This window comes from Catellatospora methionotrophica (assembly GCF_011297335.1).
Lineage (GTDB): Bacteria > Actinomycetota > Actinomycetes > Mycobacteriales > Micromonosporaceae > Catellatospora > Catellatospora methionotrophica.
The window spans coordinates 281687-299534 of record NZ_JAAOTJ010000002.1 but is presented as its reverse complement, the minus strand read 5'-3'; the positions used below and the strand labels follow the sequence as shown (position 1 = coordinate 299534).

The window sequence follows — 17848 nt, the reverse complement described above, 5'->3', positions numbered from 1 at the left end:
CAATCACTAGAGTTTTCTTGCAACCTGACCTACGTTTTTGGAAACTTCCTTCACCAGTGCAATGTGGAGCGTGCCCCGGACCGGTCGCGCCATGCCGCGGTCCTGCTCCACCGACCGAGGAGGAAAGGAAGGAATGAGGATCACCAAGACCACCCGGATGCTCGGGGCGGCCCTGGCCGTGCTCATGATCACGGCTCTGCCCGGACCGGCGGCGACGGCTCAGGCACAGGCCGCGGCGGAGACCTTCACCATCGTGATGCTGCCCGACACCCAGTACGCCTCCGAGTACTGGCCGGAGGTGTTCCGGGCCCAGATGCAGTGGGTGGACGACCAGCAGACCGCGCGGAACATCAAGTACGTCCTGCACGTCGGCGACGTCATCGACAACTCCGACCAGCTGGCCCAGTGGAACAACAGCAAGAGTGCGATGGGCCTGCCCACCGACGACGTGCCGTACATCATCGGGCCGGGCAACCACGACCTCGACCCGGGGACCGCCTCGACCACCCGCACCACGACGCGGTACAACACCCACTACCCGCGGTCCACGTTCACCGGGCTGCCGTCGTTCGGCGGGACCTACCCGGCGACCGCGAACGACAACACGTACCACACGTTCACCGCCGGTGGCGTGGACTGGCTGGTCGTGGCGATGAAGTACGCGCCCAGCTCCGCCGAGATCACGTGGGCAAACTCGATCGTGGCCGCGCACCCGAACCACAACGCGATCCTGGTCACCCACGCCTACCAGAACGGTGTCACCAAGGACACCAACGGCAACAACCTGTGGACCAACCTGGTCAGCAAGCAGGCGAACTTCCGGTTCACGTTCTCCGGCCACTACGTCAACGCCGGTGTGATCACCCAGCAGGGCACCAAGGGCAACACGGTGCACCAGATCCAGGCGGACTACCAGAACGCGTCCCAGCGCGATCCGAACAGCTTCCTGCGCATCATGACGGTCGACCCGAACGCCAAGACGCTCGACGTCAAGACCTACTCCCCCTTCCTCAACACCTACAAGACCGACGCGGCGAACCAGTTCGTGCTCCGCAACATCAACCTGGTCCCGCAGGCCTGGAGCACGATCGTCGACAACACCACGGCGGGCCGGTTCACCGCGAGCGCCAACTGGGGCACCTCGACCTACTCGGCCCAGCGGTACGGCGCCGACTACCGCTTCGCCGACCCGGTCTCGTCCAGCGATCCGGCCTGGTACAAGGTGAACGTCCCGGCGACGGGCACCTATCAGGTCGCCGTCTGGTACGCGGCCAACACCGGCTACAACGACGCCACGCCGTACATCGTCGTCACGGCGACCGGCAACCAGACCGTCAACGTCAACCAGCGTGCCAACGGCGGCAAATGGGTCTCGCTGGGCAACTTCCAGCTGACCGCCGGTGACGAGAACAAGGTCGGCGTCAGCCGGTGGACCGCCGGGACCGGCTACGTCATCGCCGACGCGGTGAAGGTCACCCGAATCAGCTGAACCCGTGTGTGGGGGCGCGACGCGACCGGCGTGCCTCCACACACACCCGCCCCACCGCCCCAGCCGACAACCGCCACGGAGGGTGTCTCGTGATCCTCACGTTCCTGCTCGGCGCGGCCATCGCCGCCCACCCGCTGACCCCGTTCTCGGTCGACCAGCTGGTCGAGGTGACGCTGCACGCCGACCGCGTCGACGTCGTCGCCGTGCTCGACGTCGGCGAGGTCGCGGCCAAGCAGCTCACTCCCGACTGCACGGCCTTCGCCGCGAAACTCGACGCCCGGCTCGGCCAGGCCCCGCTGCGCTGGACCCTCCAGTCGCACGAGCTCAAACACCAGGGCGCAGCGGGTATGCAGACCGCCCGGCTCACCTGCCGACTGTCCGCCCCCACCACGCCGGACGCGGCGTCCTCCATCTCGGTCGTCAACGGCTACCTCACCGACCGGGTCGGCGCGAACCAGATCGTCCTGGCGGGCGAGGGAGTGCCGCCGCCCGAGCAGCTGCCGCCCTACGAGCGGTCGGCCGAGCTGACCCTGCGATCCGGAGCCGCCGCGCCGACAGCCGCCGCGAGCCCGGCTGCCGCCGCCGCACCGGGTGGCTGGCTCCAGCGCGGTGAGGCCTGGCTCGCCGGCGCCGTCGGTGACCCGTCGCCGCAGGTCCTGCTGCTCGCGCTGCTGTTCGCGGCGCTGCTCGGCGCGGCCCACGCCGCCCTGCCCGGCCACGGCAAGACCGTGATGGCCCTGTACATGGCCGGACGTCAGGGGCGGCGGCGCGACGCGGTCATCGTCGGCGGCACCGTCACGCTGACCCATACCGCCGGGGTGCTGGTCCTCGGTATCGCGACCACGACGTTCGCGGGCCTGGCCGCAGAATCCGTGCTCCGCTGGCTCGGCGTGGCCAGCGGCATCCTGATCACCGTGGTGGGCGCGGGCATCCTCGTCAACGGCCTGCGCCACCGCCACGCCCACCGGCACGCCCACGACCACGGCACGCCCCACCACCACGACCACCACGGCCACAGCCACGGGCACAGCCACGGGCCCGACGGCCGCCGGGGCAGCCTCACCGCGCTCGGCATCGCCGGTGGCCTGGTGCCCAGCCCGACCGCGCTGGTGGTGCTGCTCGGTGCGGCCGCGCTGGGGCGGCTGTGGTTCGGCATCGTCCTGGTCATCGTGTACGGGCTGGGCATGGCGGGCATGCTGACCGCGGCCGGGCTCCTGCTGCTGCGGGCACGCGAGCGCTGGGCGTGGCTCGGCCGCCTCACCGTGCCCGCCGAGGCGACGGCATCGGTCATCATCGTGGTCGGCTGCGGTCTCGCCGCCCGAGCCGCGTTCGCCTTCTGAACCACTGATCCGACCACGTCCGGCCCGCGCAGCGGCGCGGCAGAAGGGAAACATCGTGCGACCTGGCACCGTCCGTCTTCTCGGCACCGTCCTGGTGGGATTCGCGCTGTCCGCGACCGCGGCCTGCGGCAAGGTCACCCCGGCCGCCGGTCCGGGCCCGGCCGCGCCGACCGGAGCCACCACCACCCCGGCCACCGCCACCACTGCCGTCACCGGGCAGGCCGTGCCCTCCGCCGCCACCTCCGCGACCACGGCGACGGGCACTCCGAAGAACACCGCCTGCGCCGCGTTCGCCGAAGCCCACCAGTCCGGCGTCGCCGCGCTCGCGCCGGTGGGGGCGGTGCTGCGCCGGGGCGGGCTGTCGAAGCAGGGGCTCGCCACCGCGACCGTCGACCTGAACGCCGCGTTCACCGCCATGCACACGCGGGTCGCCGCCGCCGCCGAACTCAGCGCCGACCCGCAGCTCAAGGCGAAAATCTCCGCGTACCAGCTGGCGATCGAGCAGGCGATCGTCGCGGTCGAGGGGTCCGACAGCGAGCAGGCGAAACTCCAGGCCGCGCTCGACTCGCCCGCGATGGCAGCCGCCGAGAAGGCGGTCACCGCCGCGTGCGCCTGAGAACCGTCAGCCGGGCGCGATACGCTCCGGGCCGCCGGCATCGGCATCGCGTGAACGGGGTAGGCATGGGCACCTGGGGCAGCGGCAACTTCGACGACGACACGGCCGCCGACCACCTGTCCATGCTGACCGACCGGCTCATCCGCGAGGTCGCCGAGGCGATGGACGGGGACCCGGTCGCGATCGAGCCCGACGAGTACTGGGGCGTAGCCGTGCCGTGCAACCTCGAACTGCTGCACCTGATCGCGTCGCAGAACCACGTCGGCGCGAGTCTGCCCGAGGCCGACGCCGTCACCGGATGGAAGGCGCGGTTCCTGGACGTCTGGGATCAGGCCATCGACGGCCTGGAGCCGCAGCCCGGCTTCAAGGAGCAGCGGCGGGCCGTGCTCGCCCGGACGTTCGACCAGCTGGCCGACCTGGCGGCCCGCAGGCAGGCAGCCGGGTGAGCCCGGCGGGTCAGGAGTGAGTGGTCGGCGCGTCGGCCGGTGCGGCCGTGGCCGGCTGGTCGCGGATCAGCGCGACGATGGTGTCGGCGGTCCGGTCGAGGTGGCTGCGGCCGTCGGGCAGCTTGGCCTGGGGGCTGATGTAACTGCGCGGACCGACGTGGGTGGCCGGGTCGAGCAGGTGCACGGTGACCTTCCCGGCGCGGACGGCCCGGCCCCACCCGCTCCAGCGCAACAGCCGCCAGCGCTGCGGGAACAGCGAGGTGCCGGCCCGCTCGATCCAGTCGTCGGCGGCGGTGAGCCGGTACAGGTGCTGGGCGTGGCCGATGTCGTTGGCGCCGTTGAAGAAGCCGCCGAGGGTGATCAGGCGGATCGGGGCGCGCAGCTGCGCCCACAGTTCCTCGACCGCGCCCGTGGCGACCTGCGCGCCGCCGCTGTAGCTGAGCAGCACCACGGGGATGCCGCTGCCGGGGTGGTATCCGGCCAGCCGCAGCTGGGTGGCTATCTGCGAGCCGACGGCACGGTTGTACAGCGGCCGGTAGCGCCGGTCGGCGGCGACGAAGATCTGCATCACGTTGTGCAGGAACAGCACCAGCCCGATACGGCGGCGCAGCCAGATCCACACCGGCCGGTTGCCCAGCGGGTGGGCCAGTGGCGAGTAGGGCTGGACCTGGCCCAGCACCCGCAGTTCCGGCGCCCGGCCGAGGATGGCCTTGACCAGCTGCCCTCCGTCGCGGGTGTCCTGGAAGCGGCGCTTGCCGATGCCGTCGAGGTAGACCAGGTACGCGGCCGGGGGACGGTCGGCTTCCGCGCCCCGGGCGTACGGCATACGCGCGGGCAGGTCGGTGGTGGGCGTACGCCAGCCTGCCGCGTACGCCAGCACCTCGTACCGGGCGAGCAGCGCCTCGGCGAGCAGAACCGGCCCGATCCCGGCGACCAGCAGCAGCAACGCGAACTCGATCATGCGAGGGGCTCCGGGGTCCGGGTCCGGTTGAACCGCACGACCAGGTGGCGTACGCCCTCGACGGCCAGGCCGAGCCCGACGCCCGCCACGGCCACGCAACCGGCGGCCTCCCACCAGCCGATCCCGGCCACCGCCCCGAGCGCGGAGGCGAGCCCGGCTCCGACGCCGACCATGACCAGCAGGTGCAGCAACGGCCCGAGCAGCGGGAACGCGAGCACCGCAGCCAGCAGCAGCGGGGCGGCCAGCGCGGGTGTCCACACCAGCACATTCTGGCCGGAGGGCGACACGGGCAGCACCAGTTCGGCGACGGTCCACGCGGTCAGCGGCCACAGCGCGAACACCGCCGCGTCGACGAAGGCGCCGGCCAGCACCAGCCAGAACACCCGCCTACGGGACGCGCCGCGCAGTCCGGCGACCATCGGCAGCAGCCGGCCGATGGCCTCGGACAGCCCGGCGAGCACCAGGACGACGGCGACGAACGGGGTCATCGCTCAGCCCTGCGTCGGCAGCTCGGCCGGGCCCGGCCGGGCCGCGCCGGTCTGCCGCAGGTAGCGCTCCAGCTCGTCGACGGCCCGCGGGGCGCCGCTCGCGTGCTGCTGGGCGTCCCGCAGGCCGTGCACGGCGTCCCGGAACCGGGGCTCGCCGAGCAGCCGCCGGGCGAGGGCGCGTACAGCGTCCACAGTGACGTCCTCGGTCCGGATCACCAGGCCCGCGCCCAGTTCGGCGATGCGGTCCGCGACGAGCAGCTGGTCGGCGCCCTGCGGGACGGCCAGCATCGGGACACCGGCGTGCAGCGACTCGTTGACGCTGTTCACGCCGCCGTGGGTGACGAACAGCGCGGCGCGTGACAGCACCTCCAACTGCGGCACGGAGCCGCGGGCGAGCACCGTGGGCGGCAGCGGGCCGAGCGCGGCGGGGTCGGTGTGGCCGGTGGCGACGACCACGGTGCCGCCCAGCGGGGCGAGCGCCTCGGCGACGGTGCGCAGCACCTGCGGACCGGCGTCGAACACCGTGCCCATGGACACGTACAGCACCGGGTCGCGCAGGCTGTCGATGGGGAACATCGGGTCGGCCGGGCGCGCGCCGATGCTCGGCCCGACGAAGCGGTAGGACTTGTCGAAACCGTTCGCGCCGGGATGGAACACCGGTGAGGTGTAGACGAGGTTGAGCGGCTGGCGGATGTCGGCCAGGTCGATCAGGGGAACGTCGCTGGTGTCGTACCGGCGGCGCAGTTCCCGGCGGGCCCGCAGGTAGCCTCTGGCGCTGCTCGGCATCGCGCCCGCCGCGGCCAGCAGTCCCCAGGAGGCGCGGGTGGGGCTGGGCACCTGCCGCCCGAACGCGAACGTGGTGAACGACGACACGGCCGGGACACCGAGTTCCCGGGCCGCGACCGGGCCCCACAGGCACGCGGAGTCGTGCACGATCAGGTCGGGCGGCATGGCGCGCAAATCGGTCAGCACACCGGGCAGCACCTGCACCGCCGTACGCGCCAGCTGCTCCATCAGGGTGACCGGCGAGGGCGGGCCCGACATCGGCACCTCGTCGCCGGAGTACAGGAACACCCGTGCTCCGGCGGCCGCGACCTCCTCGGCGAAGGCGGGCGTCGTGTGGTAGGTCACCGCGTGGCCGCGGCGCACGAGTTCGGCCACGACGGGCAGTGTCGGGTTGATGTGGCCGTGCATGCCGATGTTGAGGAACGCGACCGCGCTCATCGGCCGCCCCCGGCCCGGCAGGAGACGAGTATCCGGCGACAGTTGGCGATCATGTTCCGCCCTTTCCACCGCGACGTCGCATCGCGTTCGTTCGCGGCCAGTATGGCAGCGCCGGAAGATCGAATCGGCCGGGACCCCAGGCAGTGACCGGCGTCGACCAGGCACATCGACCCGTGCCGACCGCCGCTGGACGGTCACCTCGCCGCGCCGCCGCGGCACCCGCCGGTGCGGCGTCGCCGCTCACGCCGGCTCCGGGGAACGGGTGGCGGGCAACGCCGCGGGCAGGTGCCGCCGCGAGCTCACGCCGAGCTTGGCGAACACGTGCCCCAGGTGCCATTCGACGGTGCGGGGGCTGATGAACAGCTGCGCGGCGATCTCGGGATTGCTGTGACCGTCCCGAGCCAGCCAGGCGATCTGGGCTTCCTGGCTGGTCAGTTCAGCCAGCGGGCTCTCGTGACGTTTGCGCACCGTCTCCCCGGTCGCGGTCAGCTCGCGCCGGGCGCGCTCGGCGAAGCCATCGGCGCCCGCGCGGGCGAACACCTCGTGAGCGGCGCGCAGCTGCGCCCTGCTGTCCTGGCGGCGGTTCTGCCGGCGCAGCCACTCGCCGTACACCAGCCGGGTGCGGGCCAGGTGGATGGTGATCCGGCAGCGTTCCAGGTGCTCGACGGCTTCGGCGAACAGCAGGTCGGCGGCGGGGCCGTCGGCCAGCAGGGCGCGCGACCGGGCCTCGACGCCCCGCGCCCAGGTGGTGGCGCTGGCACGGGTGCGCGGCACGAGCTGGTCGAGGGCCGCCGCCGCGGCGTCCCGGTCGCCGTTGCGGGCGGCCGCCTCGACCAGTTCGGCCAGCGCCCAGCCGAAGATGCCCAGGTCCTCGTACGCGCACGCGCGGGTGGCCGCGGCCTGCGCGGCGTCGTAGCGGCCACGGCCGTTGTGCAGCACCGCGGCCGCGTACTCGGCCAGCGCCAGCGCGCGCCCCTCGCCCCGGTGACGGGCTTCGCCCACACCGGCCTCGATGGCTTCCAGCGACTCGGGCTCCCGTGCCCGCCACGCGCTCAGTAGCAGCGACGTGTACATCAGCGGCGTGTGGTAGGTCGCTTCCGAGATCGCGGTCGCCTCGTCGATCAGCGCTGCCGCGGTCGCGAAGTCACCGGTGTGCAGGAGGTAGTTCGCCTGGTAGCTCAGTGCGATCGGCAGCACGGACAGCGTGCCCGCCCTGCGGACGATGCCGACGGCGGTGCTGGTCAGCTCGTGCCAGGCCGCGTCGTCCCACAACTCCGGTGCCAGCGGCTCCGGGGTCACCGGGCAGGTGAGCCACAACCAGTCCGCGGGCTGCTCGGCGTCGGTGCCGTGGTGCCTGCACAGCATACGCAGCGTGTACTGCAGCGCGCCGACATCGGTGGCGTGGCCGTCGATGATCCGGGCGGTGATGCTGTCCAGCAGCACGTCGACCTGCCGGGGCGGGTCCGCTGCGGGCGGTCCGGATCGGACGGCCCTGGCCACCTCCACCTCTCCGGGGCCGAGCCGACCGGCGAAGATCGCCGCGCCGAGCGCCTCCAGCAGCGTGTCGCGGGCGAGCGCGGCGTCGTACGGCGCCATGCGACCGGCCGCGTCGAGCAGCCGGTGGGCCGTGCCGCCGTCGCGCACCTGAGTGGACACCAGCCGGGCGCGCAGCCGTTCGATCCTGGCGCACTGCAGGTCGTCCGTGGGCCCGATCTCCGCGACGGCCAGCAGGTTGTGCGTACGGTCGATCGCGCCGACCTCGAACGCCGCCTCGGCGGCGGACAGCGCGCGGGCGACCCGGCGCACCGGGTCGGGGGTCAGGTCCGTCGCCCAGCGCAGGAACACCGCGCTCGCGGCGGCTCCGCCCCGGCTGTGTGCCCGCTGCGCGGAGTGCTCCAGGTCGGCAGCGATGCTCTCGTCCGGCTGGGTGGCGGCACGGGCGCGGTGCCAGGCCCTGCGGTCGGGATCCCGCTCGGGGTCGGTGGCCTGGGCCAGCGCCAGGTGCGCGGCGCGGCGCTGCGTCACGGTGGCACCGCGGTAGACGGCGGTGCGGGCGAGCTGGTGCCGGAACCGCACCCGGGCGCCGAAGTCGACCAGCCCCGCCGCCTCCGCCGGGCCTGCGGCGTCCGCCGGGATGCCCTCGGCTTCGACCGCCCGCCACAGCAGGCCGGCGTCGCCGGTCGGGTCGGTGGCGGCGATCAGCAGCAGGCGGCGGGTGTCGGGCGGCAGGGCCTGGATCTGCTGGCGGTACGCGTTCTCCAGGTGGCTCGTCGCGGAGCGGCCCTCCGGATGCCAGAATCCGCCGCCGGGTTCGGCCGGTGCGAGCGTGCGCGGCAGCATCAGCAGGGCCAGCGGGTTGCCGTGTGCCTCGGCGACGAGCCGGTCGCGCACCAGCGGGTCGAGCGGACCGACGACCGAGGTCAGCAGCGTACGCGCGTCGGCGTCGCTCAGGCCCGGCACGACCAGCTCGGCAAGGCCGGGCAGCACCGGGGGATAGCTCGGCTCCCGCACCGCGAAGATCAGCGCGACCGGCTCGGCCTGCAGCCGCCGCGCCACGAACGCCAGCGCCTGCAGCGAGGCGTGGTCGATCCACTGTGCGTCGTCGACGAAGCACGCCAGCGGCCGGTCCGCGGCGGCCGCCGAGAGCAGGCTGAGCACCGCCAGCCCGACCATGAACCGTTCCGGGGGCGGACCGGTCCGCAGGCCGAACGCGACGGACAGGGCCTCGCTCTGCGGGGCGGGCAGCTGTGACAGCGGGTCGAGGATCGTGGCGCACAGCTGGTGCAGGCTGGCGTAGGGCAGTTCCATCTCGGACTCGACGCCGGTGACCGTGGTGACCCGCAGCCCGGTGGTGTCGGCGGCCTCCAGCAGCGCCGTCTTGCCGATCCCCGCCTCGCCCCGGACGACCAGGACCGCGCTGGTCCCCGTGCGGGCCCGGTCCAGCACACGCGCCAGCGCCGCCGACTCCGGCCGCCGTCCCGTCAGTCCCACCTGTGCCGTTGCGGACGCGCTCAAGGGATGGTTCATTTCTCATCGTCGGTGCGCAAACCGGTAATTAGGGTCATCCTACCCAGGGCCGCGCTGCCGACCGGGCCAAGCGGCGCGCACGGGCACCGCCCCTCGGCAGCACAAACGCCCAAAAGACCCAGCGGCCGCCATCGGGGCGTCAACCTCCGCCGCCGTAGGCGTCGCACCGGGTCCCGGGGCCGGCGGCCCGGGCGCGAACCCCGGGAGTACCCCGGGGCGACGGGGAGCCGATCCAGCGACCGTGGACGAGTCCGGCGCGACAGCGCCCGACTCCCCGACGAGCCTGCCAAGGCGTACCCCGAAGGTGTGAGACGTGGACCACTTCGAGATCGAGACCAGCCGCCGCCCCGGTGGAACCGCGATCGACGACCTCGCCGCAGGCGTGCTGGTCGTCGCCCCTCCCGCCGCCGACCACCCGGCGCCACCACGGCCGCCGCGGCACGCGGTCGCCGCCCGGCAGCACGACCCCCTGACCGGTCTGCCCGACCGCAGCACGTTCCGCCAGGCGCTACTCGCCGCCGGGTCACCCGCCGCCGGGCTGTGCCGCCTGGACATCGACGCATTCACCGCGATCAACCACACGCTCGGCCATGACGTCAGCGACAAGGTGCTCCAGGTCGTCGCGCGGCGGCTGTCCGACACGCTCGGCCCGGCCTACCTGATCGCCCGTACGGGCGGCGACGAGTTCTCGGTCCTGGTGCCCACCTCGGCGCCCGTCACCGACCTGGCGCGGGTCGCCGACCTGATCCAGCAGGCGATCCGCCGGCCCGTCCAGATCGGCACCCGCCGGCTGCACCTCACGGCCAGCGTCGGCACGGCCGCCCCGGCGGCGGGACACGACTCCGCCTGCGACCTGATGAACGCCGCCGAGTCCGCGCTCACCCAGGCCAAGGCCTCCGGCCGCGAAGGTCGCGGCCGCTTCGACCCGGACCTGCACGCCCGGCAGCTGATCCGGCACGAGATGGCGTGGGCCCTGCCCCGGGCACTGGAACGCGGCGAGCTGTTCGTGGAGTACCAGCCCATGGTCCGCGCCCACGACGGCGAGCTGTACGGCGTCGAAGCGCTGGCCCGCTGGCAGCACCCCCAGCACGGCCTGGTCGGGCCGGCCCAGTTCATCCCCGTCGCCGAGGACACCGGCATGATCGACAAAGTCGGCCGGTTCGTGCTGCGCACCGCCTGCGCGCAGGCGGGCACCTGGAAGACCCGGCACCCGGGCCGCGAGCTGGTGATGAGCGTCAACATCGCCCCCGCCCAGACCGACGATCCCGCGCTCGCCATCCTGGTCGCCGGGCTGCTCGCCCAGCACGGCATCGACCCCGCGATGCTGCAGCTGGAGGTCACCGAGACCAGGATGATGCCGGCCACCGGACCGGCGCTGGACACCCTGCGCGCGCTGGCCCGCCTCGGGGTGCGCATCGCGATCGACGACTTCGGCACCGGCTACGCCAACCTCGGCAACCTGCGGTCGCTGCCGATCCACCACGTCAAACTCGCCCGCCAGTTCGTCAGCGCGCCCATCGGCGAACTCGCCGACCAGGTCGACTGCGTCCTGATCGCAGCCGTCGTGGGACTCGCCCGCAGCCTGGGCCTCGGCGTGATCGCCGAGGGCGTCGAGTCCGAGGCCCAGGCCGCGACGCTGCGGCGGCTCGGCTGCGACGTGATCCAGGGATACCTGTACGGCAGGCCGCAGTCGCCCGCCGCCATCGACGCCCGCCTCGGCACCAGCGCCGAGCGCCCGCACGCGGGCTGGGCGGAAGGGAGCAGCCGGCCATGAGGATCACCGTCATCGGGGCCAGCGGCCTGGTCGGCTCGCACCTCACCCGACAGTTGCGGGACCGGGGCCACGACGTCACCGCCGCCTCGCCCAGCACCGGGGTCGACAGCTTCGCCGGGACCGGACTCGCCGCGGCGGTCGCCGGGGCCGAAGCCGTCGTCGACGTCAGCAACGCCCCGACGTTCTGCCCCGCCGAGGTCATGGACTTCTTCCAGACCTCCGGGCGCAACCTGCTGTCGGCCGAGGTCGCGGCCCGGGTGCCCCATCACGTGGCGCTGTCGGTCGTCGGCGCCGACCGGATGCCCGCCAGCGGCTACATGCGGGCCAAGGCTGCCCAGGAGCAGCTGGTCGGCTACGGGCTGGTGCCGTACACCGTCGTGCGCAGCACCCAGTGCTACGAGTTCGCCGGCGGCGTCACCGTGGGCGGCAGCGACACGATCCGCCTGTCACCGGTGCTGATGCAGCCGATCGCGGTCCAGGACACGGCCGCGATCCTGGCCGACGTCGCCGAGGGCCACGCCCGCGGCGGCCGCCTCGACATCGCCGGACCCGAGCGGATACGCCAGGACGCGCTGGTGCGGCGGCTGCTCGCCGCGCGGAACGACAACCGGCAAGTGGTCGTGGACCGGGCCGCCTACTACTTCGGGGCGACCGTCGACGACACGACGCTGGTCCCCGCCCGGCCGTGGCGGCTGGGCGGCATCCGGCTCGCGGACTGGATCGGCGCGGCGGTCGAGCGTGCTCGGCCGCCGCATGGTGCTCCACCGGCTGCGGAGCGGTGCTCGGCCGTCAGAGCACACCGCCGTTGACCTGGAGCACCTGGCCGTTGATCCAGTGGCCGGCCGGGCGGGCCAGGAACGCCACGACCTCCGCGATCTCCTCGGGAGTGCCCAGCCGCCCCACCGGAGCGCGGGCGGCCAGCTCGGACAGGGTCCGGTCGTCCTTGCCCTCCAGGAACAGCTCCGTCGCGGTCGGGCCGGGCGCGACCGCGTTGACGGTGATGTCGCGCGTCCCCAGCTCCCGGGCCAGGATCAGCGTCAGTGCCTCCACCGCGCCCTTGCTGGCGCTGTAGGAGGCGTAGCCGGGCATGGACAGGGCCACCACCGCCGACGAGAACGTGACGATCGCGCCGCCGTCGCGTACCCGGCGGGCGGCCTGCTGGGCGACCATGAACGTGCCCCGGATGTTGGTGCGGTACAGCTCGTCCAGCACGTTCAGGTCCAGGTCGGCGACCGTCGACGTACGCCCGAGACCGGCGTGGGCGGCGGCGTGCACCACCACGTCGACCCCGCCGTAGGCCGCCTCGGCCGTGTCGAACAGGGCCCCGACCGAGGCCTCGTCGGAGACGTCGCCGTGTACGCCCATCGCCGTCCCGCCGTCCGCGATGATCTCCTTGGCGGCCGTGTCGGACTCGCCCTGGTTACGCGAGCAGATGACGACCGCGTGCCCGTCGGCGGCGAGCAGGCGGGCCGACGCGAAGCCGATACCGCGTGAGCCGCCGGTCACCACCGCCACCCGGGCGGGAGTCTGCTTCTCCGTCATGGTGCTGCCCCGTTCCGCCGCCCGCCGTGGGGCGGCAGCGTCGGTCACGGGCCGGGTTTGTCCGTTATGTTCCTTTCGACGATAACAAGAGCCCACCGTGATCGTGACCGAGAGCGGCGGCGACGCCGCCCGTCCGGGGCCTATGCTGCGGTGACAGGGGGTGTGCGATGACGGCTGGTGGCACGCGGGGAAACGGGATGCCGGTCGGTGCCCGGCTGGCGCTGTTCGCCGCCCTCGCGGGGGCCGCGGCGGCAGGCGTGGCCGGTGCCCTGCGCCGCCGCAACCGCCGTGACACCGTCATCGCGGAGAAGGACCTCGGCCCGAAGGGCACCTGAGGCGCGACACCGCCAGGCCGCACGCGGCAGGCCCGGTGCCGCCGGCGATCGCATGATCGGCGCGCCGGGGACGACGACCGGGCACCTGGTCGGCACCGGATAGTCTGGCCAATGTGGAGGAACGTTCGACCCCCGTCGGCGAGTTCTGCGCTGATCTGCAGGCGCGCTGGCGGGCTTCAGGAAGAGACCTGCCGGGCATCGCCCGCGACATCCGCATCAGCCGCACCCAGCTCTACGCCATCCTCAATGGAGAGATCAAGCGCCCGCCGGACTTCGACGCGCTGGTACGCCCGTTCGCGCTCGCGTGCGGCGCCACCGACACCGAACTCGCCGAGTGGCGCCGCCGCCACGACATCCTCGTCGGCGTCCACGAGGGCCTGCACCGCCGCAGGAGTCACCGCCCGGCCGGGCCCAACCTGCTGCCCGCCACGAGCGGCGGGTTCGCCGGCCGCCCCGCACTGCTGGCGGCCCTGGAGTCCGCGACCGGCCCCGTCGTGGTGGTCACCGGGCCGCCCGGCGTCGGCAAGACCGCCCTGGCCGTGCACTGGGCACACGGTCAGGCGGAGCCCTATCCCGACGGCCGCCTGTACGCCGATCTGCACGGCTACGCCCGCGACAGCGACGGGGCCGACCCGGTCGCCGACGCTGTCCGCGGCTTCCTCGACGCGCTCGGCGTCGCCGCCCGGGACGTCCCGGCGGACCGGGCCGCGCAGGTGGCCCGGTTCCGCAGTCTCGCCGCCGAGCGCCGCCTGCTCGTCGTGCTCGACAACGCCCGCGACGCCGACCAGGTCCGCCCGCTCCTGGCCGGTGGCCCCGACGTGCGCACCGTGGTGACCAGCCGCAACCCGCTGACCACCCTGGTCGCCGAGTACGCCGCCACACCCGTCGCGGTCGGCCTGCCGACCCACGCCGAAGCCGTGGCACTGCTGCTGTCCCGCCTGCCCGGCACCGCCGACGACCAGGCAGCCGAAGACGCCGTGGCAGCCTGCGGACGCCTGCCGCTGGCGATCGCCCTCACCGCCGCCCGGGTGCGCCAGACCGGCTTCCCCCTGGCGAGCGCCGCCGCCGAACTGCACCGGGCCGGATCGCGGGCCCACGACGCGCTGGGCGCCGTCTTCTCCTGGTCGTACACGGCGATCAGCCCGCCCGCCGCGCGGCTGTTCCGCCTGCTCGGCCTGTCCGCCGGACCCGACATCGCCGCCCCCGCGGCCGCCGCGCTCGCCGGGACCCACGACGCCACCGCCGAACTCGACGAGCTGATCGGGGCCGGGCTCATCACCGAGCACCTGCCCGGTCGCTACGTGCTGCCCGAACTGCTGCGCGACTACGCCGCCGAGCAGGCGCGCGCCGTCGACACCGGCGACCAGCGCCGCGACGCGCTGACCCGGCTGCTCGACTACTACACCCGCCGGGCCCACGAAGCCGACCGCGTGCTGAACCCCATCCGCCCGGCCATCCCGCTGCCCGTGCCGCCGCCGGAAGGCAGCCACCGGCCCGACTACCGGACCGCGCTGGCCTGGCTGGAATCCGAACGCTCGGTGCTGCTCGCCACCCTGCGCCAGGCCCGCGACGACGGCCTCGACCGGCACGCCTGGCAGCTCGGCTGGGCCCTGGACACGTTCCTGTTCGAGCAGCACCGCTGGCACGACGAGGGCGCGGCCTGGGCCGTCGCGTTGCGGGCGGCGACCGCCTCACTGGACCACGCCGCGGCCGCGCACGCCCACCGTTTCCTGGGCGCCGTCGCCGGACGCCTGCGGCACTTCACCGACGCGTACGCCCACATGCACGAATCCATGCAGCTGTGCCGCGCCGCAGGCGACCGCCCCGGCGAGGCCGAGACCGAATTCGTCCTGTCCTACGTCTGCTTCCTGCAGGGTGACCACGACCTGGCCCTGTCCCACGCGACCCGGTCCCTGGAACTCTGGAGCAGCATGGCCGACCCCAGCTGGACCGGCCGGGCCGCCAACGCCGTCGGGCTCTACCACGCCTTCCTCGGCGACGCGGCGGCCGCGGCCGTGTTCTTCGAGCGGGCCGCAGGCCACCAGCACCTCGCCGGTGACTTCGCCAACGAGGCCGTCAGCCGCGACGGCCTCGGCCAGGCCCGCCACCACCTGGGCGAGCACGCCGCCGCCATCGAGCAGTACGACCTCGCCCGCGACCTGGCCCGCCTGCTCGACGAACCCGTTCTCGACGCGCAGCTGGCCGACCACGCGGGTGACGCGTTCCAGGCGCTGGGCGACCACGCCACCGCCCGCGAACTCTGGAAACACGCCCACAAGCTGCTGTCCAACGCGGGCCACCCGGCGGCCAACGACGTCGCCAACAAGCTCGCCGTGCCGCAGCCGCCCTCGCGGGAGGACTGGTGACCGCCGGGTCAGCCCGCCTGTCGGCGTCGCGTGTCGAGCAGTTCCACGAGGGCGACCAGCTTCTCGAAGGGCATCCTGACGACCGGGCTGAACAGGTTCCGGCTGACGCCGACACCCATCGGGACCTGCGTGCCGTCGAGCAGTTCCAGGAACAGCAGCCGTTTGCCGGACGGCTGCGGGCGGATGGTGAACTCGCGCACCCCGTTCAGCCCGACGACGGTGCGGCCCAGCCCGAACCGCAGGATCAGCTGGTCACCGGCGAGGTAGACGCCCTGGCGCAGCCCGCCGTACGCGGCGACGAGCAGGACGGCCAGCGGGATCAGCATCGGATCGGCGTACCGGCCGTCGGCGAACGCCTCCACGGCCAGCGCCCCGCAGATGACGAGGATGACCAGGTACAGCGGGCCGAGGGCGGGCAGCGGGGTGAGCCGCTTCGAGCGGCGTACGGCGACTGAGGGCACGCGCGCATTCTGCCCAGTCGGCCACGCGGCGTCTGCCCCACTTCCGGGCGGACAGTGCTGATCCGCATGGTCGGAAGCGGACGGAACCACAGGATCCGGGCCGGCGGCCGCCCTCATCCAAAGGCGGGCCGTGGCGCCGAAGCGCGCAGGGCCGTCTGCGCCTTCGTGTGCCGGAACAGCCTCGGGATCACCCGGTGCAGGTCCAGGAACGACGGCCACCGCGCCACGGCCGCCGCCGCGTCCGCCGCGGCGACCTTGCTCGACAGCTCCACCACCGGCTCGGCCGGGAACTCCCACATCTGCACCGTCAGCGGGTGCTGCCAGCCACGGGCCGTGCCCGCCAGCCGCTGCACCCGCACCGGGCCGAACAGGCAGAGCCCGTCCAGGGCCATGCCGACCGGGGCGTACGCCTGGAACAGCCGCCGCTGCCGCGGCGTGAACAGCGCCCCCGGCGATGCCCGGCCCGTAGCCGCCGCCACCACCGTCGCCCCGGCGAGCCGGGTCTTCAGCGACGCCGAGCAGACGAAGCCGTCGGGGCCCATGTCCAGCTCGACGTTGAAGCCCTTGCGGCGGCGCAGCTCCGGTTCGAGCGCGGCGGGGTCGGCCGGGCGGATGCGCACCGTCGTGTCGGCACCGGCGTCACCGGTGCGCCGGACCCGCACGATCACCCCGGCCGCCTCCAGCGCCAGACCGGGCGTGTCCAGGTAGTAGACCTGCCTGGTCAGCACACCGGCCAGGTCGAAGCCCAGCGAGTGCGCCGCCCGGCTGCCCTCCGACTCGGCCAGGACGGCCTTCAGCTCGACCGTGTCGCAGGCGTCGAGATACGCCGGGACGTCCGGGACGGCGTACCGGCCGCTGGGGTGCTGTGCGATTTCAGGGGCCACGTGTGATGGCAACGATCGCACGCCGACCCGGTTACCGCGACGTCGAATGCCCGTCACCGCGCGACGGCACGGACCTCACCCGGCGGGGCTACCCGGCCGGCGGTGTCAGCCGGCCAGGTTGAGGTCGACCAGCAGCGCGTCGGCGAGGCTGGAATCGCCCGCGTCCGAGAACTGCGGGCGCGAGGACGGGAGCACGAACTTGTAGCCGACCTGGCGGACGGTGCCGATCATCGCCTCGTACTCGGAGCCGAGTTTGGCGCGCAGGCGGCGCACGTGCACGTCGACGGTGCGGGTGCCGCCGAAGTAGTCGTAGCCCCACACCTCGCGCAGCAGCTGGTCGCGGGTGAACACCCGGCCCGGGTGCTGGGCCAGGAACTTCAACAGCTCGAACTCCTTGTACGTGAGATCGAGGTGGCGTCCCTTGAGCTTGGCCGCGTACGTGTCGGGGTCGATGGTCAGCTCGCCGCCCCGGATCACGCCGCCGGCAGCCGCCGCTGCGGAGTTCAGGCGGCCGGTCGCCACCCGCAGCCGCGCCTCGACCTCGGCGGGACCGGCGGTGGCGAGGATGACGTCGTCGACGCCCCAGTCGGCGTTGATCGCGACCAGCCCGGCCTCGGTGACCACGGCGATCAGCGGCACGCCGATGCCGGTCGCGTGCAGCATCCGGCAGGTCGCACGGGCCTCGGACAGTTCGGTGCGCGCGTCGATCAGGACGGCGTCGGGGCTGGGGGTCGACACCAGGGTGCGCACGTCGCGCGGAGCGGTGCGCACGGAGTGCGGGAGCAGGTCGATCGAGGGCAGCACGGCCGATGGTTCACCGGCACGTGCGGTCACCAGGAGCAGGATTTCCACGGAACGCCTCCGTCACTCGCGAATCTCGCCGATCGGGCCTGCG

General features: G+C 73.5%; 16 protein-coding genes. 8 read left to right on the top strand and 8 right to left on the bottom strand.

Translation table 11 applies throughout. The features are described 5' to 3' along the window. Positions 1-133: 133 nt before the first annotated feature. The 4 genes from HAV40_RS08670 (at position 134) to HAV40_RS08655 (ending at position 3891) form a co-directional block, all read left to right on the top strand. Positions 134-1489: a golvesin C-terminal-like domain-containing protein gene (locus tag HAV40_RS08670; RefSeq protein ID WP_166380351.1), complete on the top strand. Its 1356-nt coding sequence runs from the start codon at positions 134-136 to the stop codon at positions 1487-1489. Between the two features lie 89 nt (positions 1490-1578). Continuing rightward, complete coding sequence (locus tag HAV40_RS08665; RefSeq protein WP_166380350.1) at positions 1579-2829, top strand: urease accessory protein UreH domain-containing protein; 1251 nt, start codon at positions 1579-1581, stop codon at positions 2827-2829. A gap of 55 nt (positions 2830-2884) precedes the next feature. Then, a complete protein-coding gene (locus HAV40_RS08660) occupies positions 2885-3445 on the top strand; it encodes a hypothetical protein (protein WP_166380349.1) in 561 nt (186 codons plus the stop codon). Between the two features lie 50 nt (positions 3446-3495). Further along, complete coding sequence (locus tag HAV40_RS08655) at positions 3496-3891, top strand: DUF4259 domain-containing protein (protein ID WP_239085690.1); 396 nt, start codon at positions 3496-3498, stop codon at positions 3889-3891. A gap of 10 nt (positions 3892-3901) precedes the next feature. On the opposite strand, the gene HAV40_RS08650 is transcribed toward HAV40_RS08655, so the two are convergent. The 4 genes from HAV40_RS08650 to HAV40_RS08635 form a co-directional block, all read right to left on the bottom strand. Further along, positions 3902-4852, bottom strand: coding sequence for a hypothetical protein (locus HAV40_RS08650; RefSeq protein ID WP_166380348.1), 951 nt, complete (start codon positions 4850-4852; stop codon positions 3902-3904). Beyond that, positions 4849-5340 (bottom strand): hypothetical protein, encoded by a 492-nt coding sequence (locus tag HAV40_RS08645; protein ID WP_166380347.1) that lies wholly within the window; start codon positions 5338-5340, stop codon positions 4849-4851. The genes HAV40_RS08650 and HAV40_RS08645 overlap by 4 nt, the downstream gene beginning before the upstream one ends. A 3-nt stretch (positions 5341-5343) precedes the next feature. Then, positions 5344-6564 carry a macrolide family glycosyltransferase gene (locus tag HAV40_RS08640; protein ID WP_166380346.1) on the bottom strand — a complete coding sequence of 407 codons (1221 nt, stop codon included), beginning with the start codon at positions 6562-6564 and terminating at the stop codon, positions 5344-5346. Positions 6565-6804: 240 nt separating this feature from the next. Then, on the bottom strand, positions 6805-9579 hold the full coding sequence (locus HAV40_RS08635; protein ID WP_239085691.1) for an AAA family ATPase: 2775 nt from the start codon (positions 9577-9579) through the stop codon (positions 6805-6807). Between the two features lie 325 nt (positions 9580-9904). Here HAV40_RS08635 and HAV40_RS08630 point away from each other — a divergent pair, with 325 nt between their 5' ends. Together HAV40_RS08630 and HAV40_RS08625 are read left to right on the top strand one after the other, a co-directional pair. Then, the gene (locus HAV40_RS08630) at positions 9905-11365 is read left to right on the top strand and encodes a putative bifunctional diguanylate cyclase/phosphodiesterase (protein WP_166380344.1); all 1461 of its coding nucleotides are present in this window, start codon (positions 9905-9907) and stop codon (positions 11363-11365) included. Beyond that, a complete protein-coding gene (locus HAV40_RS08625; RefSeq protein ID WP_166380343.1) occupies positions 11362-12174 on the top strand; it encodes an SDR family oxidoreductase in 813 nt (270 codons plus the stop codon). Before HAV40_RS08630 ends, HAV40_RS08625 begins: the two co-directional genes overlap by 4 nt. Here HAV40_RS08625 and HAV40_RS08620 read toward each other — a convergent pair. Next, the gene (locus HAV40_RS08620; RefSeq protein WP_166380342.1) at positions 12155-12907 is read right to left on the bottom strand and encodes an SDR family oxidoreductase; all 753 of its coding nucleotides are present in this window, start codon (positions 12905-12907) and stop codon (positions 12155-12157) included. The two genes, HAV40_RS08625 and HAV40_RS08620, sit on opposite strands and share 20 nt — an antisense overlap. A gap of 197 nt (positions 12908-13104) precedes the next feature. Between HAV40_RS08620 and HAV40_RS08615 the strand changes: the two genes are divergently transcribed. Both HAV40_RS08615 and HAV40_RS08610 read left to right on the top strand, forming a co-directional pair. Beyond that, positions 13105-13242, top strand: coding sequence for a hypothetical protein (locus HAV40_RS08615; protein WP_166380341.1), 138 nt, complete (start codon positions 13105-13107; stop codon positions 13240-13242). A gap of 113 nt (positions 13243-13355) precedes the next feature. After that, entirely contained in the window at positions 13356-15608 is a 2253-nt protein-coding gene (locus tag HAV40_RS08610; protein ID WP_166380340.1) for a tetratricopeptide repeat protein, read from the top strand. Positions 15609-15616: 8 nt separating this feature from the next. Here HAV40_RS08610 and HAV40_RS08605 read toward each other — a convergent pair whose 3' ends face one another. The 3 genes from HAV40_RS08605 to HAV40_RS08595 form a co-directional block, all read right to left on the bottom strand. Beyond that, entirely contained in the window at positions 15617-16069 is a 453-nt protein-coding gene (locus HAV40_RS08605) for a hypothetical protein (RefSeq protein WP_166380339.1), read from the bottom strand. 113 nt (positions 16070-16182) lie between these two features. After that, positions 16183-16953 carry a CYTH domain-containing protein gene (locus tag HAV40_RS08600; RefSeq protein WP_166380338.1) on the bottom strand — a complete coding sequence of 257 codons (771 nt, stop codon included), beginning with the start codon at positions 16951-16953 and terminating at the stop codon, positions 16183-16185. Positions 16954-17058: 105 nt separating this feature from the next. Further along, positions 17059-17805: a winged helix-turn-helix transcriptional regulator gene (locus HAV40_RS08595; RefSeq protein ID WP_240935351.1), complete on the bottom strand. Its 747-nt coding sequence runs from the start codon at positions 17803-17805 to the stop codon at positions 17059-17061. Positions 17806-17848 lie beyond the last annotated feature (43 nt).